Origin of the sequence: Paenibacillus sp., from assembly GCF_048976745.1 — a bacterium.
GTDB lineage: Bacteria > Bacillota > Bacilli > Paenibacillales > Paenibacillaceae > Paenibacillus.
This window is the reverse complement of the sequence record NZ_JBHGUU010000006.1, coordinates 1215275-1241041: the sequence shown is the minus strand read 5'-3', so window position 1 is coordinate 1241041 and position 25767 is coordinate 1215275. Positions and strand designations below refer to the sequence as shown.

The 25767-nt window shown below is 47.0% G+C and carries 18 protein-coding genes; 1 reads left to right on the top strand and 17 read right to left on the bottom strand.

All coding sequences use genetic code 11. The features are described 5' to 3' along the window. Positions 1-8: 8 nt before the first annotated feature. From ACE3K2_RS12070 to ACE3K2_RS11995, 16 genes are all read right to left on the bottom strand, one after another. Positions 9-3290 carry a glycosyl hydrolase gene (locus ACE3K2_RS12070; RefSeq protein ID WP_421890090.1) on the bottom strand — a complete coding sequence of 1094 codons (3282 nt, stop codon included), beginning with the start codon at positions 3288-3290 and terminating at the stop codon, positions 9-11. Between the two features lie 24 nt (positions 3291-3314). Continuing rightward, positions 3315-5321, bottom strand: coding sequence for a glutaminase domain-containing protein (locus ACE3K2_RS12065; RefSeq protein WP_421890088.1), 2007 nt, complete (start codon positions 5319-5321; stop codon positions 3315-3317). Positions 5322-5365: 44 nt separating this feature from the next. Then, positions 5366-7021 (bottom strand): extracellular solute-binding protein, encoded by a 1656-nt coding sequence (locus tag ACE3K2_RS12060; protein ID WP_421890086.1) that lies wholly within the window; start codon positions 7019-7021, stop codon positions 5366-5368. 80 nt (positions 7022-7101) lie between these two features. Beyond that, on the bottom strand, positions 7102-7998 hold the full coding sequence (locus ACE3K2_RS12055; RefSeq protein ID WP_192263016.1) for a carbohydrate ABC transporter permease: 897 nt from the start codon (positions 7996-7998) through the stop codon (positions 7102-7104). A gap of 12 nt (positions 7999-8010) precedes the next feature. Then, positions 8011-8925, bottom strand: coding sequence for an ABC transporter permease (locus ACE3K2_RS12050; RefSeq protein WP_421890083.1), 915 nt, complete (start codon positions 8923-8925; stop codon positions 8011-8013). Between the two features lie 53 nt (positions 8926-8978). After that, positions 8979-12053 carry an alpha-mannosidase gene (locus ACE3K2_RS12045; RefSeq protein ID WP_421890081.1) on the bottom strand — a complete coding sequence of 1025 codons (3075 nt, stop codon included), beginning with the start codon at positions 12051-12053 and terminating at the stop codon, positions 8979-8981. 27 nt (positions 12054-12080) lie between these two features. After that, positions 12081-14300, bottom strand: a complete 2220-nt coding sequence (locus ACE3K2_RS12040; RefSeq protein WP_421890079.1) for a hypothetical protein — start codon at positions 14298-14300, stop codon at positions 12081-12083. Between the two features lie 170 nt (positions 14301-14470). Next, complete coding sequence (locus tag ACE3K2_RS12035; protein ID WP_421890077.1) at positions 14471-15607, bottom strand: GntR family transcriptional regulator; 1137 nt, start codon at positions 15605-15607, stop codon at positions 14471-14473. A 699-nt stretch (positions 15608-16306) separates the two neighbouring features. Continuing rightward, a complete protein-coding gene (locus ACE3K2_RS12030) occupies positions 16307-16792 on the bottom strand; it encodes a hypothetical protein (protein WP_289372572.1) in 486 nt (161 codons plus the stop codon). 14 nt (positions 16793-16806) lie between these two features. After that, complete coding sequence (locus ACE3K2_RS12025; protein ID WP_421890075.1) at positions 16807-17391, bottom strand: nitroreductase family protein; 585 nt, start codon at positions 17389-17391, stop codon at positions 16807-16809. Then, positions 17388-17885: a MarR family transcriptional regulator gene (locus ACE3K2_RS12020; RefSeq protein WP_421890073.1), complete on the bottom strand. Its 498-nt coding sequence runs from the start codon at positions 17883-17885 to the stop codon at positions 17388-17390. Before ACE3K2_RS12020 ends, ACE3K2_RS12025 begins: the two co-directional genes overlap by 4 nt. Positions 17886-18159: 274 nt before the next feature. Then, on the bottom strand, positions 18160-19851 hold the full coding sequence (gene ilvD / locus ACE3K2_RS12015) for a dihydroxy-acid dehydratase (RefSeq protein ID WP_421890071.1): 1692 nt from the start codon (positions 19849-19851) through the stop codon (positions 18160-18162). An 18-nt stretch (positions 19852-19869) separates the two neighbouring features. Then, the gene (locus ACE3K2_RS12010; RefSeq protein WP_421890069.1) at positions 19870-20535 is read right to left on the bottom strand and encodes a GntR family transcriptional regulator; all 666 of its coding nucleotides are present in this window, start codon (positions 20533-20535) and stop codon (positions 19870-19872) included. Positions 20536-20625: 90 nt separating this feature from the next. Then, on the bottom strand, positions 20626-20832 hold the full coding sequence (locus tag ACE3K2_RS12005) for a hypothetical protein (protein ID WP_421890067.1): 207 nt from the start codon (positions 20830-20832) through the stop codon (positions 20626-20628). 172 nt (positions 20833-21004) lie between these two features. Further along, positions 21005-22981: a sigma-70 family RNA polymerase sigma factor gene (locus tag ACE3K2_RS12000; RefSeq protein ID WP_421890065.1), complete on the bottom strand. Its 1977-nt coding sequence runs from the start codon at positions 22979-22981 to the stop codon at positions 21005-21007. A 123-nt stretch (positions 22982-23104) separates the two neighbouring features. Then, the gene (locus ACE3K2_RS11995; protein WP_421890063.1) at positions 23105-23986 is read right to left on the bottom strand and encodes a TetR/AcrR family transcriptional regulator; all 882 of its coding nucleotides are present in this window, start codon (positions 23984-23986) and stop codon (positions 23105-23107) included. A gap of 131 nt (positions 23987-24117) precedes the next feature. Between ACE3K2_RS11995 and ACE3K2_RS11990 the strand changes: the two genes are divergently transcribed. Continuing rightward, entirely contained in the window at positions 24118-24696 is a 579-nt protein-coding gene (locus ACE3K2_RS11990; RefSeq protein WP_421890061.1) for an isochorismatase family protein, read from the top strand. 208 nt (positions 24697-24904) lie between these two features. On the opposite strand, the gene ACE3K2_RS11985 is transcribed toward ACE3K2_RS11990, so the two are convergent. Continuing rightward, positions 24905-25762 carry a DUF421 domain-containing protein gene (locus tag ACE3K2_RS11985; RefSeq protein ID WP_421890059.1) on the bottom strand — a complete coding sequence of 286 codons (858 nt, stop codon included), beginning with the start codon at positions 25760-25762 and terminating at the stop codon, positions 24905-24907. Between the last annotated feature and the right edge of the window lie 5 nt (positions 25763-25767).

Here is a 25767-nt window from a genome sequence, read left to right as displayed (position 1 = left end):
AATGTTTTTTATGATTTGTTGTGATGTTGCGTCTGTGATGTTCTTCGCGTTCGTCGGATCAACCTCACCTGTCCATTAATGCCTGATGTCAATGCTGACTTACCATACAAATTCTCCAGTGTATTTGCGGCATGTAAGTTCATTTCATTCAATCCTTCTTGAATATATGGCGTTATGTTCCATTGGTAAGGCGGCCATAAACGAATACCTGCTTCAATATCATTCACATATAGGTTTGCTGTCTCCCTTATATCTTCTGCTACCAGCCATAGCTCCTCATTTGCAGCCAAGTTTACGTTAGACAGATCCACCTGCTGCGAGTAGACACCCGTACCTGAATAATAAGGATAGCCAGCAGTATTCCAACATCCACCCCATTGTTCCACATCGGTATTTAACGTCGTATCGTTTTCTATCGCGAACGGACCAATCAGAAAGGCTGGGAATGAAATAGCAGGCATCGGCTCCAATAACGAAACCGTCAGAATTTCCAGCTCATTCTCGCCAGCCAACAAATGTGGAGTGATATCTACACTGTCAACATCACCAGCCTGCCACGAAGAGCGTCTTAACGCTTCCTGACGTACCCCATTGACGAATATTTCCAGATTACGCCTACACTGCAAAAATCCGATATGGGATGGAATGCTCTGATCTACATCATCCAGAAGCAATTCCATCCTGCCCCATGCTTCTTCTCCCGCCTTACCGGAACGATCCGAACCACACCGGGATTGAAGCCGTTCAATCAATTTAGGCGTCATGCCAAACGTTGTGCGATACGTATTTACTTGCCCAGGCATGGTCGCGTTCATCCTGGAATGTCGGTCATTCAACGTGACATGCCATTGATCTAGCAGAAGAACGTTGGGGCCTGCGGTCCTGAACCCCCACTGCTCATCCAGAATGGCCTCTACCACATTCGTGGAAAAAGATTGATCTCCCAGGCACGCTTGCCCTGTATACTCCGTATGATCCGTACGTTCTTGCGGAAAAGAGAAGCTCTCTTGGGGGCTTACCGACAGCACACGCAGCTCTCCGGGTACGAATGAAAGGAACGATTCAGCGTCAATGCTGCATACTCTTCCACTCTCCAACTCCCACTCTTGCAAGCCACCTTTCTTTTCATCGCCAATGATCTTAATGGTCACGGAGTGCTCCGACCAATTCATCAGCCATACATACACCAGATTTCCAATTCTGCGTTCGACGCTAACTAAATCGTCAGACTGACCTTCAATCCAATCCCATCGTATTACCGGTGGTTCTCTGATCAACTCCCCTAATTGAATACAAAACGCTTCGAGTTGATCCAGACGCTGGCTCTGACCGCCTTGATGAATAGCGTCATCCATGGAATAAAAGAGGCTGTGGCCCTTGCCAACAGCCCGTAATTTTCCGTGCGGCGGATCGGAACCAAACAGCTGCTGAATATTCTTCAACAACACCGGATCATGCCGCAAAGATTCACTATGCTGCGGAATTGTACCTATCGCAATTAACGTGCCGCCCTGGTTAACAAAGGATACAAGCCTGGCTGCAACATCCCTTGACATCACCTCTATTTCCGGCATAACGAGGATCGAATAGCCATGGCCATCAAATTGCAAACCCTTTCCTTCAACAAGGAGCGCTTCGCGAATCTGGCATTCATCCACATAGTCGTAGTCGATAGATGATCGCAGCAAGCGATCTGACAAAAGCGAGAACAGCACATCTGATGAAGGATGCATATCCACTTCGCCTGATGTGAACATGGTTTCGTATACCGTATGGATAGGCGATAACAGCAGAACCTCCGGCGTTCGTTTTCCTTTTGCTCCAAGCAGACTCAATCGCCCTATATAATCGGTAAAAGCACGATAATGCGGCCAATGGGGTGCATGTTTGAATTCAGTCGGTGGAAAGTCGGTCTTCCGATACCCGGCAAACGAATAATAGAATGCATGCGGAATAAACAGATTCACTCCCAAGAAAGCCATGAAATTGGCATCAAGTCGCCGCTGGCGCATGGAATAACCATGACCACTTGCACCAAAGGCTTCACAGATCACCCGTTCCTTCCTGTTCAGCTGCGCGACAGAAGCCGCCGTCTTGACGGACACAATGCGATGCGGATTCGCCTTTGACCCGATGCCGGGAGTGAGATAATCCACTCCTGCATAGTGGAACTGCTGCAATACCCGGGTCTGATTGCCTTGAGATCGAGCCTGCCCCCAGACAGGCTCCTCCAGCGTATGACCGATATAGAGCAGACCGGATTGTTCACACCATGTACGAATCGCTGCATGATATCCATCCACGTACCAGCGGGTGATCGTATCATAATATTGCTGTCTTGCGGATCGGCTGCCGTCTGCCATGGGATACAACAATGCCCCCAACCGCGGGATTATATCATAACCATTATCTCGCTGATATCGTTCAGCCATTCCCTCGGTCCAAGCGAAGACGAGGCCGGGCAATGTAGCATCCACATCATGAACGGCGGTTCGGATAGCCTCCACCCCGACGAAGCCATCGTGAATCATAAGACCCGGCTCGTCAGTAAACACCCCTTGAATGGTTGATCCGTAATAGGGCTTTAATGCCAGAAACGGTTCATAAGACATCCGAAGGAAAGACTGAACCGCTTCCGGATTCAATGTATCCAGGTAATACCCTTTAGCGAAGGTAATTCCCTCGGCAATCTCACATGACCAGCAAGCGAGAACAATATAAGAATCATGGGCGGGACCCGGGCTCCACTCCTCTCCCCAACAATGCGTGATATTTTCCGGTTCATCATGAAGCAACCACTCTCCATCGTGGTTAACCGCGCGATAGGCCAGGATGGCAATCAGCTCATTGTGATCATGGGAGACAAAATCCAGCTTCAAGCTTTCCTGCGGCGCATCTCGCACATATCGCTTTTCCTCTATTCTCAAATAACGCATGCGATATTCCGGTTGTTCCCGTGTCAGTCTGCCGCCCAAGGTTCCGCTCGGCCAATTCTCCTCATCGTACAGCCAGACGACCATATTCCGTTTCTTGCATTCTGCTGTGCAAAACTCCAGCACATCCATAAATTCTGGCGAGAGATATGGGATTAGCATTCCGTGCCGGGCATGCAGAACCACACCGCCGACACCCGCTTCATACATGGATTGAATCTGACTCTCCAGTTCGTTCTTCTCCAGCGCATGATTCAGAAACCAGAAAGGCTGCGGACGATACGTTGCATCCGGATTCGCAAATTGCTGCTTGAGCTGCTGTACATGATCACAGACTTCCTCTGCGCCTGCCTTCATATTCACCACCTGCCTTCACAACCATTATTCTGCAGACTGTTGCATGAGTAATTGGATAAAGAACCCGCCAACCACAGAACGATTCTGAAAATTCATTTGCTTTGCGGTGATCGTATCATACCAATCCGTTACGGGAACACGAGATGAGGTTTCGTTCATGAAATCCCACAGCGGTGAAATCAACGATTCAAACTGCGCTTTCGTTGCACTCATAGAGGCACACCAGACCAGCCAATCGGATTTGGTATACGTTTCACGACTATCCAAGGGCAGACCATAGCGGTTTTGTTTGTGCATGTAATATTCAAGTTCTTTGGCGGCGATCTCTTTCGGGAACAGGTGCAGGTCGAGCAGATGGTCCCACACCAGATTGTACTTCATGCTCCATGACTCGGTCGGACTGTCAAACGTCAGCTTATAGTGGTCCCCGGCATCTGCCATGGTCACCCACTCTTGTGCCATTTTTTGAGCTTCCTCAAGGTATGTCGCCCCTTCCTTCAGTCCGAGCCTGTCACACATATAGGAATAGGCAGCAATGCCCAATATGGCCTTAATCGACAAATTGGTATTGTGCGCCAGATGCCCGGCGAAGTCATCCGTGCACAGCTGGTTTACAGGATCGAGTCCATTGTGCAGCAAATAATCTGCCCATCGCGTAAGAGGTTCCCAATGCTGCCGAGCAAATTCGATATCTCCCTCATATTTGCTGACCGCAGCAGCCATCAGCAGCATATTGCCGCATTCTTCAATCGGCATCTGGTATTCCAACTTATTCTCGCCATACACCTGACCGTTGGCCTTAGGGTAGGTTCCTACATCATGAGGTGCAAAATCAAACGTCCACTCCGGGCTCATCGCATACTTGTAAATTGGACGCATCATGCCCTTGATCAGTTCAGGGTTGTATCTCAGGAATAATGGGATCGAAGGGTAACTGACATCCACCGTAGCGATACACCCGTTGCTGAAATTCTCTTTGGAGAAAAATAGAACATTCCCCTCCTCATCGGCAGCCAGCTTATGCGCTGCAATCGCCTGTCTGTAGGTTAGCGCCACAATATCCCGGTATTTCTCACCGCCTGCGGCCTGACTCTCTGCAATAAGTTCAAGATTAAAGCTGTCACACCGCTGCTGAATCTCTTCGTATTGTTGAGCTGCCCGTAACAACATTTCATGAAATGTTAATCCATTTCGCTTCCAATATGCAGTCAGCGGTTGTTGAAAATATTCAATCGCATGAATATCGTCATACGCAAGCATGAGAAATTCGGATATCGGTTCGTCCCGGACAGCCCCCAGATCGATCTCGGCTGCCATAACCGGCATGTTGTCCGATACAGCTCGCGGCTGAGGATGATCGTCTTCAATCGGCAATTGTCCAGTGCGTGCATACTGCTCACGGCCTGTTACTGAATGAATCGCCGTCTGGATATCGGAAGATTGGGGAACACCCAGAACCATATATCCCCAATCAATTCGTGTATCATCACCGGCAAGCTGTAATACGGGCTGATCCACAGTGCCCATAGACATGACGTTCCATTGCCCCTCAATCACATGGCGCTCCCAGGTTACGTGCTGATCGGTTGTATTTACGCACCATTCACCTGTCACATCAAAATATATTTTGACTTGATGGGATGCCCCATCGATGGATTTGGCCTGAAAAGTCAAATACGTCACCGGCCTGGATAACAGGTCCAGATCATCCAGCAATAAAGGTGTATTGAACTGAACATGAAGTTCAATTCCTTCCCCTTGAAACGTATATCGAGTCGTTACGGGCTGAACAGTCAGGTTGGTCTGCACCAGCACTTCAGGTTCCTGGACAGCTGTACGCTCTTCCAATCCCACTTTCCCCATAAATCGTCGAAGCTTTCCATCGATCACCGCCAAGCCGACCATGCCATTCGTTTTGTTGGTCCAATGCCGGGTATGATCTTCATACAGATGGTCCGCGGCCGACCATACGCTAAAATAAGGGTCCACAGTAACCAGAGGTACGGAAGGCGGTCTGAACTCAGTCGTCATATGAATGCAACTCCTTCAAATTAAAAGTAAGAATATGGAGGTGATCAGTTCGGCATCTGAACGGTAACTACGTCTTTCCCTTTCAAGTTTTCGTTCGTAAACTGCATGGCTTGATCATATCCGGTCTTTCGAAGCTGCTCGCGAAGCTCGTTGATAATGCCCAACGCGGCTTCATCCGATTTCGCAAAGATAGCTTCCTTCCAGGCATCACTCATCCGGTCCATGGAAGGCTTCAGCATCTCCCACTCCGGTGCTTTGGTAATCACATCGCCCGGGTTATAGGCTGTAATGACATGAATGCCATTAGGACGCAGAATTTTTCTGGCTTGTTCCATGGCATCAAGCCGTTTCTGATCGGCCCAGATATCTCCGCCTGCGACCGAATTGATTCGATCAGGCCCCGTGATGGATTCCAGACCAATGGAAATGCCTTCGTTCTTGCGAACTTTACCCGATTGATCTGCCGTAAATTTATCGAACCACTCCTTATTGGCAACAGGTTTACCCTCCTTCATATCCCAATGAACGCCCTGCACTCCGTATCTTGCCAGCATAAATCCTTCATCGGAAGCCATGTAATCGAGGAACTTCAGCGCCGCATCTACACATGCGCCCTTGCAGTTTTTGGTGATCGCTGTTACGTTGTTGCCCTGAATGCCCAGATCCGCAGGGCGATTCGGTTCAACATCTGCACGCTCCAAAGGGCCGATCGGGATGTAATCGCTTCCAGGGTGTGAAGTAACATATTCTTTGGAGGCATCCAGAATGGCTGGATAGTGTGCGGCCAGAATGGCGATGCGGCCCTGATTGATTTTCTCCTTGGCAATCGGGTCAGTCTGGGTGAATGCTTCCGGGTCCATTAACCCTTCTTCAACCAGTTTCCGATAGAACAGGGTGTATTCTTCATAACCTTTGGTGAAAAAGTTATGCTCTAACGTTCCGTCACCTTTGTCAACATAACTGCCACCCGAATTGAACATGGTATTGCCGATGCCGACGGACCAGCCGTTGCTGAAGCCACCCAGTGGAAAGACCGGCTGCCCGTTCTCTTGCAGATTGGCATCCTTGATTGCTTTGAGGAAGGTATAGAATGCCTCCTTTGTCACGACCGATTGAGGGTCTATACCCACCTTATCCGCGATATCCTTGCGAACATAGAAGCCGTACAGCCAATCCATGCCATCTTCATTCTGGGCAGGCTGGTTTTGCAGGAGTAGATATTTTTTGCCGTCATAGGCATTAATCGCTTTTTCGTAGAGTGCTGGGGGTACATTTTCTTCAGCAATGGATTTCGCGAGGTTAGGATAGTCCCCCAATTTGTCGGAAATATCGACGAGCTGCCCTTCTTTGGCCGCCTTGATAATGCCATCCAGCTCACCTCCCCATGCAGGTCCGGTATAGATATCCGGCAGATCCTGCGTGGCAAATATCTGGTTTACCTTCTCGGTCTCACTGCCTTTGGTATACTCCCAATCCAGCGTGACGCCAGTCTTCTCCTTGATGACTTCTTCCACAGGCGTTATTCCGTTATCCGAACCACCCGAACCGTTCCAGTTGTGCAATATTTTGAGCTTGTATGAACCATCAGCTGCTTCCCCGCTATTCCCTGTTCCTGATGAATCCGTGCATCCGCTCAACGATCCTCCAACCAAGATGGACACGAGTAATACGGATACGCCTTTCGACCAAATTCGGTTCAAACCAATCGCCTCCTGAATATGATGATGAATGATCTGGGTCAAGCCTGGTAAAAACTCAGCAAATTCCGGGTCAGGATTACCTAACCTTTCACCGAACCGATCATCACTCCTTTAACGAAATATCGTTGCAGGAACGGGTAGATACACAGGATCGGGAAGACCGTAATGACGAGCAAAGCCATACGCAGGGATTCGGGTGTCGCACCCGCTCCGCCTGAACCGCCAATCGTTTGTCCGCCCTGTTGTGCTGCGCGCTGCATCGAATTGGACAGCGACTCCGCTTCGGTCAGCATCTCCTGCAAGAGGGTTTGCACCGGAATCAGATCCTTGTTGGATACATAGTAGGCACCCGAGAACCAGTCATTCCAGTGGGCGACCCCAATGAAGAGGGAGATGGTTGCCAGTACGGGTCCCGAGAGAGGCAGAATGATGCGAATGAAGATTTGAAAATCCCCATACCCGTCAATGTGGGCTGATTCCTCCAGCTCTTCCGGAATTCCTTGCAGGAACGTCCGGATAATGATGATATGCATGAAGTTGAATAACAACGGCAAGACGTACACCCAGAAGGTATTGATCAGATGCAGCTTCTGAAGCGTAATGAAGAACGGGATGAATCCGGCACTGAAAATCGTAGGCAAAAAGATGTAAAAGGTGAAAAATGAACGGCCCGGCAATGATTTTTTCGAGAGCGCGTAAGCCATCAGTGTACACAGAATCACATGAAGGAACGTACCCAGCACGGTTCGCATAATGGTGATCTGGTACGCCTTCCAGATGCGTGCGTTATCAAATACCTGGGCATAGTTCTCCAGTGTAAATTGTCGTGGAAGGAAATAGATCGCGCCCTGCATGGAATCCTTGCCGTCATTCAGCGAGTACGCCAGGATGTAAATAAACGGGTAGATCATGGAGAATCCGACCAAAGCGAGAATGGTATAGTTTATAACTGAAAATAAGGACCATTTGCGTGTCATCACATCACCTCCTTAGAACAGGGATACATCACTGACTTTGCGGGCAATCCGGTTGACCGTTAGCACCAAAATCAGCCCAATTACACTCTGGAACAGCCCCACAGCTGCCGCGTAACTCAGACGCCCTTCCCGGATACCCGAGTTAATGGCGTGCACGTCGAGTACACTGCCCATGCCAGCGGTCGCAGGTCCATTCAGGAGAAGCAGCTGCTCATAACCCGCACTCATCAAGTTACCCACGGCGAGAATAAATAATATAATGGCGACATTACGGATACCCGGCAGGGTCACATGCCACATCTGTTGGAAACGCCCTGCACCATCGATCTTGGCAGCTTCATATTGCTGCTGGTCAATTCCGGCAATCGCAGCCATGAATATGATGGAGTTCCAGCCGATGTTCTTCCAAATATCCGATCCAACAATCATCTGATAGAACCAGGTGGGATTGTTCAGGAATTGGATTGGATCAGTTCCGAACGACCCCAGCAAATCATTAACTGGCCCGCCGTATGGCGTGAGCAATCTCTGCATCAGGGTGACAACTACAATCCAGGATACAAAGTAGGGTAAATAGGAAAGTGTCTGAACGGTTTTCTTGAACCTGATCATGCGTATTTCATTTAAAAGAATGGCAAGAATGATTGGCATCGGAAAGCCGATTAACAGCTTCATAAGACTGATAATCACCGTGTTGCGGATGATATCACCGGATTGATAATAGTTAAAGAACTGTTGAAAATACTTGAAGCCTGCCCAGGGACTTCCGGTAAAACCGCCAACGAAGGTATAGTCCCTGAAGGCAACCTGAATTCCATATAAGGGAACATAAGAGAATAGGAAGAACCAGATGATGCCGGGTAACATGAACAAGTAAAAGAGCTTATTCTTCCAGATTCGCTTCATTAACACACTGTTCTTACTCACATTCCCAACGCTCCTTTCCCTTTCGGAAGATTGAAACCGTTATTCTTGCTAACCTAACCTTTCAATCGCAGCGAGATGATCTCGAATGGGGTAAAGGACAAAACTACGTCGGCTTGATCCTGAAGCTCCAGCGATGAAATGTTATTCTCCATGAGATCCACTTCCCAGACTTCTTCAGCATTCCAACCGATGGACAGTTTCGTTTTGACCCGGGTTCCCGAGGTCTCATACAGACGGACGATAATGTCATTGCTGTCCTCGGCTTTTTTGATGGACTCCACCATGATGTGCGGATGATCCGGCTGCAGGAATGCTTTCGAGTAAGGCAGCTTTTCCTCTTCTACATCCATTGAAGGTGCAGACAAGGAACTCAGGCGCAGCGGAATATTGAGCTCATTGCCTCTTCGATAAATTTCAGCCTGAACATGGTTCCCCCGATGCGGATATAACGAATAGGTGAATTGGTGCTCTGCACGATCCGCCACCGGATCCGGATAGGAACTGCTGCGCAGCAAATGAAGGTCAAGTACATTGTTAATGGCTCGATGTCCGTATTTGCAATCGTTGAGTAAGGCGACTCCGTAATCCGGTTCTGATATATCCACCCAATGGTGAGCGCAAATCTCATCTTTGGCAAAGTCCCACATCGTATTGCGGTGAGTCGGCCTGCTCAGGCTGCCAAACTGGATTTCACAGTGAACCTGATCGGTACGAATCTGCACCGGGAACGAAGTGCGTAACATTTTACCGTATTCCTGCCAATCCACGACCGTTTCAAAATCAATACGCCGACTGCCCTCAGTTAAAATAACGGTTTGGGTTAGAGACGACTCGCCGTAGCTGTAATCAAAAACCAACCCAACTCTTGGACCATCCCGAAATTCATGGATTTCATTCAGCATTAATGGCATCCCCACTTGCGCTGAGTAATCATGGCGGAAATCCCAGGCATCGCCTTCGTCATGATATACACGAAGATTGTTCCCCCGCTGTCCTTGCAAGATGATTTCGCGGGACTCCAGCTTATCCAGGATCGAGGTAATGCTGCCATTGGGGTCGAATTTCACGATGAGAATGTCATTCTCCATACTGTACTCCTTGGCTGAGTCAAGGAAATCTGTTTCCAACGCAGTAACATCCGTTTCAATACCCGTTGCGATCTCCCCCATGACCTCCTGATCTTCATGATCAGATACCACGGTGTAGCCCATGGATGGAACCTGCACCTTATGCCATCGTCCATGGAGGTGCAGCCACTCCTGACGTTCCCATGGTAGTGAGTTGAATACCACAGTTGAATGGGAGCTTTCCTCTTGGGAAGAGATATAATCTGTAATATAACTGTAGGTTTCGGTGATCATGCCTTCCGTCTGCTGGAGCAATGCTTCATACCGTATTAACGACTCATCATATACTCGCTTAATCGAAGATCCGGGGAGGATATCATGGAACTGGTACAGAAGCACTTCCTTCCAGATCGTCTCCAATGCTTCGGCCGGATAAGACTTGCCCATGCGGGCAGCAAGTACAGCAGCAAATTCCAGCTCGCGCAGAGCTTTCTCCATCTTGCGGTTATACCACTTGCTCCGTGCCTGACTGGTCAGGGTTCCTTGGTGCTTTTCAAGATATAACTCCCCACGCCAGGTCTGGAATCGCTCTCTTTCTTCATTCAATCGTTCAAAAAATCTCCAGGAGGGTTCCTGCACAACAGGCGCCAGACCGAGCAGGTTCTTCTCCCGCTCCAACCGTTCCAAATGCTCTTCTCCCGGTCCGCCGCCGCCGTCTCCAATGCCGAAGAGCATCAATGCGTGGCTGGAAACATTTTTGTCCAGATACTCCCGCTCTGCTTTGGCAATGGAACGTGGGGCGGCCGGACTGTTGTACGTATCCTCAGGTGGCATATGTGTTAACACCGAGGAACCATCGATCCCTTCCCACAGAAAGGAATGGTGAGGATGGCGGTTGTACTCACTCCAGGAGAGCTTCTGGGTCATCATGTAATCTACACCGGATTTCTTTAACAACTGCGGCAAGCTTGCGGAGTAGCCAAATACATCTGGCATCCACAGCGACTTCATTTCCATTCCAAATTCCTGTTGGAAATAACGTTTGCCGTACAGAATCTGGCGTACAAGAGATTCGCCACCTGGCACATTGGTATCCGATTCCACCCACATGGCCCCTTGCGGTTCCCATCTGCCTTCCTGCACCCGTTCCTTGATCTGGTCATACAGCTTGGGATAGTGCTGCTTCATCCAATCGTATAGCTGAGGCTGACTCGCTCCGAATACATAATCGGGATAACGCTCCATCATGCGAAGCACCGTGGAGAATGTTCTTGCGCCCTTTCGGATCGTCTCACGGATCGGCCATAACCAGGCCAAATCAATATGAGCATGCCCAACCGCACTTATGTTCAGCACAGGATCGCCGCCATGACGTGATAATGGTTCGTTCAATAATAGCTTGGCGCGATGTATGCGGTCAGGTGTTAATTCAGTCAATATCATGGAAGCATCATACAGGGATTGAAGAATCCTTTCTCTGCGCGCCATGTTGACAGGAAGGTGTTCTGCCGTCTCCAGAAGCACTTCGGTGTCGTAATACAAACTTCGTATATCTTCACGACAATGTGCCAAAATCGCTTCTTTTACCGTACCGCCCTGGTATTTTCCAAATAAGTCGTTATTGCCGGCGTCAGCCCACAGTTCGAATGCTCCGTCCGTCACCGTTATCGACGAATGGTCCAGTTCAACCACTCTTTTTCCAGGGAGACCCAGTGTGAATTCAAACTCTGAATTAATCGTTGTCAATCCCTGTACAGGCGTTCCTTCGTGGTCCACCAGACAGAGTTCGCCGTTCACGTCCAGCAGAAGAACAGCCTTGGCGTCACTACCGGACGGTTGTATGCTCCCTGTAAAACAAAACCAGGCACAATCCCATAACTTCCCCCAACGCTCGCCCTGTGAAAGAGTGATTTGCTGACCTGACATTCTCTCCTCGAATGGAACAGGCTCCGGGGTAACCCATGCCGTCACATTCAACTTGGCAATGGGCTCATATATGGCTTCACGGAGTTTGGACAGCATTTGATTCAAATGTCCGAGTCTAATCGGTTCATATGGCATAATTGTTTTGTTCTCTCCCCTCGTTCATCAAGCTTTTGCATTCTCAAGATCCCACCTTACTTGAATCTCCACCTTGTTCTTGCTGCCATGCTCATAGTTCAGTAGTACGGTTTTGGATTTTGAATCCCATTTCCATTCGGCAGGTACAATCTGGTGTTGATCTATACTGCAAACGGATATGGGTTCAAATGGGCAATAGAATCTGGCGGTGGCCTGCATGTTGGTCGGACCCTTGGCTACACATTGAAAACCTGTATTCGTTATCGTCAGATCTTCAATTCTGGAAGAGGCAGAGATCAGGCTCACCTTGTCTTGCTGTGCCCTTCCGGCCGTAATGTCGTATAACAGTGCTTGCTCACCAGGAGCGAGCCTTACTTCTTGCCGAACATGTAGGTCAGGATCGAACAAGTCCACCACCGGACCTGGGATAACCAGTGGTTCTTCGGATATGGACTCTTCCAGGACAGAGGCTATGATGTAGGGCCCGCGTTTGATTTTAAAATAATGCTTGGCTTCCCATCGGAAGTTGGAATCCTGTAGTCTCTCCCATGTTTCTTTCACAGTCTGGCGAAGTTGATCTGCACTCGCTTTACTTGACGTACATGCTGCCGGATGTACCGGAAGCCAATGCACCACCCCTTTGCCCGCAGGATGAATCCCTTCCTGTTCTCCCTTAAGCCCTAGCTGTTCAAACAAGTGCTCGCGTGGTGAGCTATATATGGCACTCGTGCTTTCCCTGCGCTGGTCATCATTCCACCATGCCCGGATGTTGTGATAGGGGTCGCTGTCGTCTCCTACATAGATCAACGCACCACCGTCCTGTACCCATTGGGCCAGTGCATAATGGATATCGGAGTGCTCCGGCTTCATGTACTCATAACTCAACAGCAGGACACGATATGGAGCAAGGTAATGTGGATAGCGCCTCACATTATCAAGCTGGACCGGTCTCACAGGTATTCCGTGTTTAAGCAATGGCAGAGCAAGACCATAGAATGAAGAGAAATCCAGCAGCTCCGTATCGCCATCCGCTTGGAATCCTTCCGGATCTGTACCGTCATATTTTCCAGCATTCGGTGCCTCCGGCTCAGGCTTCATGCGTTGAAACATGGCCGAGTCGGCGATCAATACACCAATGCAGGGAAATTCACCATCCATTTCAATCCGGTCCTGATCCATGTTGCCAAGCGTGTGCATGACATGCAGCAATGTCGTTGCATAGTCAGGTGGAATCCGCTCTTTATGCGTGCCTTCATCGGAAGGATAAGTTCCTTTGAAAATTCTTCGTGGCCAAGGTGCGACCTCGTAATGGGAAACCCCGGGATGAAGCAGGGAAGCAGCAACGGTCTTCAGGTAATTCTGTTTATAGTCGGCCCATGTATATTTCGGATTGTCCTCGATAGGGTCATGCAGAAACCACATTTGTCTGTCTGTACCCCGCACAAGCTCTTGCATGACACCATATTCCAAGTAAGCGGTTTCAAAAGTGCGTTCTTTGCGCACCCCTTCATACACGTTCGGTGTTCGTGATGTCCCGGTCCAGATTTGTGCAATATATCCATCTACGGAGGGAAGCTCTATCAATCGAGACTGCGGGCTAACAATTCGCCACTGCGTATAATTGATCAGGCTGTGGGTCGGAACGTAGAATCGCAAGATGCGATTGTAACGTTTCAGAGCGTAATCTTTCATCTCGGTACACAATCGGTCTAACACACGTGTGTATAAATACGCTTTCAATTTGGAAGCCCGAAACTGTGCATCGGGTGAGGAGTGAGGCGGACTCCAGGGTTCTTTGTAATACAACTGCCATTCTCTCTTAAACGATTCCGAGTACCCCCCGTTTACCCAGAATTCAGGCTCTTCCAGATGGATCGCCTCAACGCCAGAATCAACAGCTGCACGTATGCGTTCAGCGATATATTTACCAAAGGAAACCGTTGGGACCATGTAAGGAATAATAGGTTCCTTCCCATGGACAATCATCTCGCCATCGCGATCCATCTGTGCTTCATCCCAGTGCGTTTCCCCGTCTACTTCCCCGTCCAGATAGTCGTTATAGGTCCCCCATGCTACTCCTGTCATTAAATGAACCACGTACCCTTTGTCCTTCCATTCCTGAATACGTTGCGGCATCGTATCGTCCATTCCATAGACCATGACAAAATCCGTTTGCAGATCATAATCAGGATGATAGGGTGCTGATTCCTGGAATCCGGTTCGTTCTTCTTTCCGATCTCTAACCACAGCTATGACCTCCCTGCCCCTGTTGGATTGGTCTTCCGTTGTAAATATTCACCATTTCATAAAATATAATATACATTAAGAATATATTCAATATGTTTTTTGAGAAAAAATAAAAAAGCCCTTTCCGTACATCTACGGAAAAGACTTGAATTTAAGCATTGAAATGATGATTAGGGACAGCTTCCCGTCGTTTGACGAACGACAAGTTCAGGTTCAATCAGAATTTTGCTGAAGCCCGTAATCTCGCGGCTATTCCGAATGACTTCGAGAAGCTGGTTGGCTGCGCGGATTCCCATCTCTCTCTCAAATTGTTTTACATGCGTAAAAATACTGAATTCCTCCACGATGGAAGTGGGGTCATCAAAGCTTACAATCGATAGATCTTCGGGAATGCGAAGACCGGCTTGCTTAGCCATTTGATAGATCTGAACCCCCAGCCTTCCGTTAAGCGATATATAAGCAGTCACCATCTTGTTGCTGATATATCGGTACAATGGATGGGCTTCTGCATCCTTCAGAACAGACAACGGTTTGAAATCTGTAATCATATGTGCAGGGTTAATCAATGCTTCTTTATCCTTCAGTGCTTCAATATAACCATCAATCCGCTCCTGGACCGTGACGGTTTGCAATGGAGAATCCGAGCAGATCGCTATATCACGATGTCCAAGCTCCCATAGATGTTCAACGGCCAGCCTCACGCCCAACCGTCCATCAGCCGCAATGTAATGGGTTTCGACGCCAGGCAAATATCGGTCAATCAGCAAAAAAGGGAAGCCGGATAACTTCATGCCGAGAATCTCCTCGTTATAGTTACCTTCATCCACAGGAAAGATTAACAGCCCCTCAGTTCCAAGTGCCTTTAACTCCCTGATCGCAGCCTTTTCTTTCTCGATATTGCCATGCGTCAGCATGATCATGCTGCGATAACCTTCCTGATGGAGTGACTGCTCGATCCCTTCGATGAGTCGAATCGCAAAGTAGTCGTGAATCGTAGGCATGATCACCCCAATCATTCTTGTACTCGATCTGTCTCCCTTTACTGCCGGAGATTCAGAAAATGCGGTGTCTGCTGCATCTGTGCCTTCCGCGACAAAGCTTCCTTTCCCCGGGACGCGTGCAATCAATTTCTCGTTAGCCAAACCTGTCAGGGCATTCACAACTGTAATTTTGCTAACGTTAAATTGATCCATGAGTTCCTTCTCTGTCGGTATTCGATCACCCGGCTTCATATTTTCGGAAGCAATGAATTTGCGGATGTAGTCTTGAATTTGTTGGTACAACGGTATTCGATCATTCGTACTCATGATAATCACATCACCAATTCATTCATTATATTTTTATATATAAAATATATTTTTACACATATAAGTACAATAAACAACCGTATAATGCCTGTCAATCCTTCACCATAGGCCTTTGGTGCAATTATTTCACCTTTTGTCCTAATTTCTCGAATCCCTTCCGCAATCCACTAATCCACATGGGAAATGTCCCTAGAAACAAGATGCGATATATGATCATTTTTGTCTCCTAACCCTTTCAAAAAAAATAGACGGTTTCCTGATCATTAGAATCAAGGAATACCGTCTATCTTTTTTATATGTTTGACTCATTAAAGCAAGCTAATGTTTTAAACGCTGTGAAATTTAGCATGTGTACAATTTGTCAGATGATTGATTTCTTTGGAAGGTATCCGTACCCGTCAATCATCTGATTGGCAGGCCTTGGTCTCCATTAACAATATGTCCTCGGTGACCATCTGGACTATGATGATTCCTTTTGTCCGTTATTATATTATAATTACGTTTGAACTTCCTGATAATCAACTTTTCTGCCCTTTATTTGAACAGAGACAGCCGGTCATAATCTTCACCTGCAGAAGATAATCGGCTTATTTAACCGATTTAAGCCTAGCAATACCGTCCTCAACATCTATTAATTCTGCAAATAGGCCCTATTTTTGCTCTCGCTGTACAAAGCATTCATCAGGAATCCTCTCCACCCTAGAGAAGCTCAAAATGAAGCTCAGTCTCCGGTAGCTCAGTATTCTCTTTCGGCTGACTTGCACTGTATCCCAATTCAAGAACCGCAGCAATACGCTCGTTACTCAGTACACCAAACATTTCAGTACGGCTCGGGTCGTACATCCAGTCATGCAAGGTACAGCGTACACCTAGACTCTGCTCATGAGCCAGCAATCGGAAATTTTGAATTAGACAGCAGACAGCTGCAAAGTCCTCTTCCCGCTTATGTTGATCCGCCTCTTCCTTCACCAAGACCAGAAGATACGCGGGAGCCTGCTCCTGCAATCCCTGCATGATGTCCCCATGCCGGTTATCAGCAAATATAAATCGCCACGGCTCTCGCAGTTCATCATTTGGCGCCCATACGGCATGATTGAGCAATTCAAGAATTAGCTCTTGCGATACCGGTCGATCCAAAAACTCACTCGGAGTATGCATGTCTCCTTCCAGATCTGACAATTTCATATTACATCCTCCTCTTAGGTAGACGGTCCTCGCAAGACGGTCCACTTCTGCTCGGCTGGCGTTCTTTTCCGACTTTTTGGCGCTTTATCGTAATATCCTATATGAAGAATGCCAACAAATCTTTCATCCTCACGCAGACCAATTCCTTTGAAAAAACCTTCATGCAGCATCATGGACTCTGTATCCCATAGCATTCCTAACCCATGTTCCCAACCTATCAGTTGGAAGCTCTGCATCATCCCGCAGGCAGCCGCATAATTGCGGTCATTAGTCAGCCGATCCGGTCCTACAGTCGACATAACAATGACGTGCGCAGGAATATCGGTAAATCTCTTTTTGAAAATATCCAGAAGTTTCCCAGGAATCAGTTTGCCGAGCCTGCTTTGTGACATCTGTTCCAACATGCAGTCCACCAACCGTTTGCGTGCTTCTGAAGTGCCGGCATATACCACACGCCACGAGTCAGCCTGAGCAAATGGTTGAAGCCGATTAGCCTTGCTCAGTAATTCAACAACTAACTCCTGATCCACCGGCGTAGAGTTATATTTACGAATGCTCCTGCGCGCCCTGATCAATTCCGCCAGACTCAAATGCTTCACTCTCCTTCGTTTGATCTGGATTCAATATTTATACTGCTGTCTTGCAGAAATTGATGGATTACTTTTAGCTCTGTTTCTGAATACTTGTCGAGAGTACGATAGAAGCGTTCAGTCTCTTGTACATGCAGACGTTCATGCAGTTCAAAGATCTTTTTGCCTTGCGGTGACAACCGGAAATAACTCTCCTTCTTGTTGTCATTCATTTTTGTGCGTTTGACGAATCCTTCCTCCAGCAGTTTGTTGCCAATTTTGGTGATGCTTGCTTTGGACAGGTTCATCGCCTCGGCAATACCCGTGTTATTAATAGGCTCATGTTTGCCTATGCAATCTATCATATGAACCGCGGTCAAATGCTGAGGAATGTTCTCGATGCTTTCTCGCTGGGCGACACTCAGGAAATGCTCGATTTCTGTGTCCTTGTGGTTCTCATATACATGTAAAAAACGGATAAACTGGTCATAAAGCAACTGTTTTGTTCGATCTTTTGAAGTCATCCTTTGATCGCTCCTTGTTTACTTGTAAACAAAAATATCTTTTTAATAATATAGTCTTTTTAAATATTTACTTATATTTTGTTTACTGGTGAATAATATAACATGAATGATAATGATTATCAACTAAATTCTCTGAGATGACAACATCACGCTACAATCCCTGATAGAAACCTGCATTAATCGGAATATCTTTTCAACCTGCCCACTTCAATCCTTGTCAACAGAAAACCCGCTAATCTTTTCTGATTAACGGGTTTTAAAAATTCAATCTTTTCTATTCCATCAAATCTGTTACAGCACCTTTTGAAGCAGAGGAAACTAATTTGGCATATTTGCCGAGTACTCCAGATTTTACTTTCAGCGGAGGTTGTACCCACGCTTTCGCTCGAGCCGCTAACTCTTCTTCTGATACCTCAACCTTCATCTCCTGGATATCACTGTTAATGGTGATCATATCTCCATTTCGAAGCAAAGCGATCGGTCCGCCGACTTGTGCCTCAGGTGATACATGACCAACTACAAATCCATGCGAGCCACCCGAGAATCGACCATCTGTGATGAGAGCAACTTTCCCGCCGAGTCCTTTGCCTACGATGAGTGCTGTAACGGAAAGCATCTCAGGCATGCCTGGTCCACCCTTTGGACCACAGTAACGTATGACCACGACGTCTCCTTCTTTAATTTCGTCATTCATAATCGCTATTGTCGCCTCATCTTCGCTATCATACACCTTAGTCGGGCCGGAAAACTGTTGTATCTTCATACCTGACATTTTGGCAACAGCGCCTTCAGGAGCGAGGTTTCCTCGAAGTACAACTAATGGTCCATCTGGCTTCAGCGGATTATCGAGCGGACGTATAATCTCTTGATCATTCGGAAGTGGAGCAGCTTCTGCTAAATTCTCCGCCAACGTTTTGCCTGTTACCGTGAGGCAATCCCCATGAAGTAATCCCTCAGCAAGCAATAGCTTCATTACCCCTGAAACGCCACCGATATCGTTCAAATCCTGCATCACATATTGACCACTTGGCTTCAGATCCGCCAAATGAGGAACACGCAAGCGAATTCGCTCAAAATCATCCAAGGTTAAATCGACTTCTACCGAGTGCGCAATAGCTAACAGATGCAGAAAGGCGTTGGTTGATCCCCCCAGAGCCATGACAACAGTGATTGCATTCTCAAATGCTTTCTTCGTCATAATGTCTCTTGGATAGATCTCTTGTTCAAGCAGTGAGATGACCTGTTTACCGGCTGCTTCGCATTCCTTTGCTTTATCCGCTGAAATCGCTGATGTCGAAGAAGAACCAGGCAAACACATCCCCATGGCTTCTGCAGCAGCTGCCATCGTATTCGCGGTATACATGCCTCCGCAAGCGCCTGGACCTGGGCAAACACTACATTCGACCTTATGTAGCTGTTCATCTGTTATTTTGCCATCTTGATATTGACCAACCGCTTCAAAAGCGGAAACGATATCCACTTTTTTACCATCGAGATTACCCGGTTGAATGGTTCCTCCATATACATAAACGGAAGGAATGTTCATCCGTCCAATAGCCATCAGACATGCAGGCGTATTCTTGTCACAGCCACCGATTGCAACAACGCCGTCAAATCGCTCCGCTCCGGTCACAATTTCAATCGAATCCGCGATAGCTTCCCGACTTGGCAGTGAGAACAACATCCCGCCGTGCCCCATCGAAATCCCATCTGAAACGGTAATCGTATTAAAAATTAGTGGAGCACCGCCGTTATTACGTGCGCCCTGCTTGGCTTGCACCGCTAAATCATTGATGTGCATATTACACGGCGTTACCTCACTCCAAGTACTCGCTATTCCAATCATTGGCTTTTTAAAATCATCATCCTGAAAACCAACTGCACGCAGCATGGCTCTGTTCGGTACACGGTTAGCACCTTCACTGATTACCTTGCTTCGAATACGAAGATCTTTTTTATTTTCCATGTCCTTTTATCCCTCACTTCAAAGTATTTCGTTCAGTTCCTGCATCGGTCGAATAAAATTTTGTTTCATTAGCACGTGAGCATCTTCGCTATTCTTGCCTTCAAAAGCTCTAATGATCAAATCATGCTCTTCGACTGAAGCAAGTGTTGCCTTAATAGGTTGTTTTAAAAACACATATTTAAATCGCCTAATGTGAATCTGAAGAGATGTATTAAATGTGGCCACATAAGGATTATCTGAGAGCTCCACAATATAATTATGAAATAGCTCATCCACCTCCATGGCCTGATAAACTTGGCCATTTTTAATGGAACTAGCAAATTCCAAATTGATGGATCTTAGTTTCTCGATCTGTTCTGGAATAATAACTTGGGCGGTAATCTCAGCAGCTAAGGACTGAAGAGCAGCCATGGTTGAATACATCTTGAAAATATCGTTTTTCTCAATATTCGTTACTTTTGTTTCTTTTCCTGGATGCATAGACACGAGACCTTGAACTTCGAGTAACTGAAATGCCTCGCGAATCGGTGTCCGGCTGACTCCAAGCGATTCAGCCATTTCTGCATCAATAAGCTTTTCACCTGGTTGCAGTGTTCCATCAATAATCCATCGCTGAATCTGAGAAAACGCTCTTTCTTTTGCGGACATACGGACTGGTAAAGCAAAATCTTTAGGTATAGGCATTGTTTTTCATCCTCTATACAGATATTCTTGTATGCAATATATCGCATACAAGACCGAGATGCAATTATTATTTATTTTTTACTCGCTCAATTAAGTTAAAAAAGCCGCTATAATAGCGACTTCAATGGGGAAATGTTGCTGCCCATCCCCCTTTTTCACATTCTGCTTATGCCAGCGCTTGAAGTCCGGTTGGTGACACACATGCTGGAGCACCACCAGAAACAAATACTTTCGCAGCATGCTGTCCCCGCGCAATATTACGGTTGAACGCAAAGAGCGCTTCTCTGGCTTTCTCAAAACTCCTTCGCTAGGGACGGTGGATAGGAAGAAAGGATGGGATCGTCCTTCCATCAGGAACCATCGATGGGCATTTTGAAATAGATACCAACCTCCTTCCAATGCTGTTCTTACGTCCGCAGGCTTTTGAGTGCCTTCCAGCCCTTAGTTTCGGGCTAGATGTTTTTGTTTGTCAGTAAAAAGTATTTTCGTATAACTTCCCCGTATGCGCATCAAGCACTTCTGGCGTCCGCTCGTGCTCACTACCAATCATTCGATACACTAGTTCGTAAGGGGCCTCTTCCGCCCTAGCATTGTGCATCCGTTCCCATTGCAGACGCAGCTTGGCCTGTGCCGTCCATCGGAGGATGGCTGTCTGGGAATCAAATGAAGGCACGGTCTCCAGCTTCTTTAACTGTTCTGGCCTTATGGAGGGGGACATCAAACTTTTGACCCTCCCATTAGAGCGGTCAACAGCTAGTTGATAGCATTCATCCCTGACAGATACGTCTTGAACATATACACCAAAGCGAATGATTTCCAAACGATCTTCGTCGTCGGTCTCTTCAGTTAGAAGCTTGAGATATGGCAACATGTCGGCTGCTAGTCCTCGGACATAGTCCATAGCTACTTCTATACATGCGTCTCGATCCCAAGTTAATGGAGCTAGTTGATCTGGCTTACCATGCGAAACAAAGTCAATCAGTTGTCCGGTGTGGCTGTCTACTCGTGCCTTGACCGTTCCCTCCATCTGATCAGCCCAATAGGCCTTCCAAGACCGGTCATTCTTGGCTGAACGCTCTTTATTCTGTGGCTTCCACACCATCAGCTTGGTGTTCGAGCCAATATTGTCGTCTTGTACTAACTGAAATTGGTCGTTGTCTATGCCAATCCACTCTTCCAGGCTTTGTGCGGGCGGGAACTCACCTGGCCACTCGTCCAGTGTTCTTGGGTCGGAGGGGACAGCTTCTGCCCTGTAGGCTGTCGGAACTTCCTCCTGTGATGATGCAGTATAGATTAGTCCTCTACTTCGGGGGGCGTAAACAAGATGGACCTGATCGTCACCATCCGTGTACACGGCTTTGTCCAATACGCAATATTCCACATGTAGCAAAAAATTCTCCTTTATACACGCCATCTGTTCCTCTTCTGGTGTGATCATGGTTGGGAGTGCTGGCCCTGAAACGGTCCCGTAGTACCTAAATCCGACCACGCGACCGCTGGGGTGAACCATAATCAGGCATCCCGTCTCAGGAAGCGGCAGCCCCATCGCCTTCTGCTGTCGTGTGTACCCAAACATCCCTTCCATCCACTCCATCTCACAATACGGAAAATCACGCAGTGCGCCGGGATAATGATCTTCCAGGAATTGCTCTGCCTGCTGTTTGAGCTCCTCCTCAGATAGCCGTGTCTCATTGTCCAATGAGGCCCAGGAAATGGCATAGTCTAGCAAGTTTCCGTCCCTGGAGAGCGTGGCAGAAACGGCGTCATCACTCCCCGTTTTAACCCATAAAAATCCTGCTTCTCCCCTCCCTGTTCCCCTCATGGTGTTCTCTTGATAGTCATTGACGATCAGATCATAATCCGTTGAAACGGCAAACTGGTGCTCTGCCTGTTGTCTTAACTGCAGGCGTAATGTATCCAGGTCTCGTTCGAGAAAATCTTGAACCATTTCGTTGCGCAAATGTTCCAGCCCCTTCCGTAATTGTGTTTTTACAGTACCTAATGGCATATCCAGGAGATGGGCGATTTGCTGCTGGGTCAGGTCCTTCTTATATTTTAAGAACAGGAGCTGACGCAGCTTCGGATTCAGACTGGCCAATGCACGCTCCAGATCCAGGGTTTGGTCGATATCATTAACGACCAATGGCTCTTGCGACTGCGGGTCTTCGCTCAGGTGAACACGCTTGGATTTCTTCAAATGATTGAGCGCCCGGTTCACCACAATTCTGGTAAGCCAGCTCTCAAACGCTTCGGCTTGCTGCAGCGTATGCAGTGACTCATAAGCCTTAACCAGGGCATCCTGAACGATATCCTCCGCATCTTTGGACTCCCGTACATAATGGCGAGCCACTCGGTGCAGCTTATCCGTTCGATCCTTTATAAGAGAAACGAAGGCATCGTGATCTCCGTTTTGTGCGGCGTTGATTTGTTGCTGTGCATCGATCATTGTCGTTCACCTCCTGTTATATAGACAGCTGACTCGGGGGTTTGGATTTAATTAATTCTAGTTATCATCATTGGAATAATCGTCACGCAAACATTTTCTTTTACCTACACTAATATTCCTAACCTACGAAAGGAGGGTTTGCTTTAACTGAATAACTGTACTTCTTAGTTCTTTCTCTTGTTCCAAGTAAGCACATAATGCTTGAATAACCGACCTCTTTGACTCAGTCTGATCAATCTCGCTATTCAACAATTGAACAATCTCTAGCAATTCCTTACGGCGCTCTGCCCCACCCTTCCATGCCTCAATGATAGCAATCACTCTGCCGAGCAACTCTTCGGTAATCCGTTCTTTTTCACCATCCCAGTCGTTTGAGCCTGAATGAATAAATGTTTCATATGCGCTTTTCCCAAGTAGTCCGTTCGAACCTGACTTGGACATGTGGTTGACTAACGCATCCATCTTATCAACGATAAACCAAGCTGTATCCTCAACGGACAATAGATTCTCTTCGGAGATGACGCGCTGCAGATAATCTTTAAGAATTGCCCGGTAAATAAAGATCAAATCCCAGAGATACGGTTTGATTCCATGACCATAGACTTCTACAAGCCATGATCTGTGCCACTCCATCATTCGCTCACGAACGTGGTTCCTCAATTTGCGAAAAGTTTCGTATTGCGTAATCGGTAGATCAATGAAATCCACCATAATATGACGATATTCCATGAAATACTGAAAACGAAATACGATCTGATCCACAAGTCGCTCCTGAGGGCTTCCCGTTCCGATATCCTTCAAACGTTCGGCCTGATCAAAATAGGCCAGTTGGCATTGGTCGAAAACCTCACACAACAAATCCTCTTTAGATGGGAAATATTTGTACACGGAGCCCTTTGCTATGGAACAGTCCTGGGCAATTTCCTGAATGGATGTGGCCAGATAACCTTTTTCTTTAAACATCTTAGAAGCCGAATAAATGATATCTTGCTTCGTTACGCTCATGCTCATGCATCTCCTCTTGACAACGTTAAACTCATAGTACAAAATTATGAACATAGAGTCAAAGAACTGTATGTTCATAATTTTGAACTAATAGTCATTGATGTACAAACTGAAACTGGAGTGTGATTAACATGAAAGAGCATTTATATCAATTTTCTAAAACGGCCTTAATCGTAATCGACTTACAGAAATGGATTGGAAACCAATACGCCCCTCATTCGGCAGAACAAGTTGTCCAACGTGCCTCTGCCATGGTTCAAACTTTCCGTGAGGCAGGTGCTTTTGTTGGACTCGTACGCGTTTCTTCGAAAGATTTCAAAGACATGCCTCGTCCCATGTTGGATCAAGAACCTCCAGCGATCAAACTGGTGCCTGGTTGGGATGAAATTGTGCCTGAAATTGGAGTCACTGCTAACGACCATCTAATTACTAAGCGTCAGTGGGGTGCATTTTACGGGAAGGATCTGGATCAACAATTGCGTCGGAGAGGCATTACTACGATCGTACTCTGCGGAATTGCTTCAGGGATCGGAGTTGATACAACGGCGCGAGAAGCATTTGCTCATGGGTACCAGGTAATTTTTGCGATCGACGCCATGACCGGATTCAGCGAGGCAGAACATGAGCACGTAAGCAAAGTCATCTTCCCACGTATCGGCCGAATCCGCACGACCGACGAGATTCTCGCTTGTGCAGCACTTCAATCATAGATGCACATCAAAGGACTTAATCCGTCGCTTGTACCTATCTAGCGAATTCATTGCGGCCATGTTCTTGCCCCTCTTATCTTACTCCGATATTAGCAGTGTCCCTTCATTAAAACAAAGAAACCGACCTTAATCTATTGAAATCGGAATAAGGTCGGTTTCTTTTTCTATATAATGCAAATGGATAAATTCCCCAATTGCACATTCCAGTTTATTCATTTTTCTGATATGCATGCATCGAGGTTTGCAATTGATCTAACGCTTCCTGGTATTTCAGGCGATCTTTATCATCAGATGCGAGATCCTTTCGCAACTTTAGATCATCCTTTAATTGTTGAATCAGATCTTGAATTTGATCATTTGGAGTGGTATGGGCAGGCTTAGGCAAAGCCCTCGTTCCCGTCTGCACGGTCAACTCTCCTTTGCTATCCACTTGCCCGATGAAAACTTGACTTAAGGTCAAGTTCAACTTTCGAAGTTCTTTTTTAATCCAATCCTCACTTATTTCAGTGTTTGTAAGAGTTTCCGGCAGAATATGGCCATCCATAATGATTGTTCGGGGCTCTTTTTCCGATGAAATATGATAGCCTAACAAATCAGCGGTTAGCGGTTGATACTCTTTTTTTAACATTACACTAATATCCCCACTCTGTTCCATGACTGCAAATTCGACATCTGCAATTCGGAACACATCTTTTTTACGAAGCTGCTCCAGGAATTCATCAATCGTCAGCCGTTCTTTCTTTAATGCTTTTTCATTCAGTGCTCCATTCTCAATGAGAATCGTTGAACTCCCGTCCACAATGTCCCGAAGTTTTTTACTTTTCAAAGTTAGATACTCGGCTGCTGCCGATACCAGAACCCATACAAACACCGCTAAAAATCCCAAATACCATTTGGTATCTGTATCCAATGAAATGTACCCCACCAGATTCCCCAATGTGATACCTGTTATGTATTCAAACAACGATAACTCGGATATTTGCCGTTTACCTAAAATTTTGGTGATGATAAACAGCATAGTTACAGCAGATAACGTCCGTAGTACAACCTCTAGCCATTCTGGCATGTTAT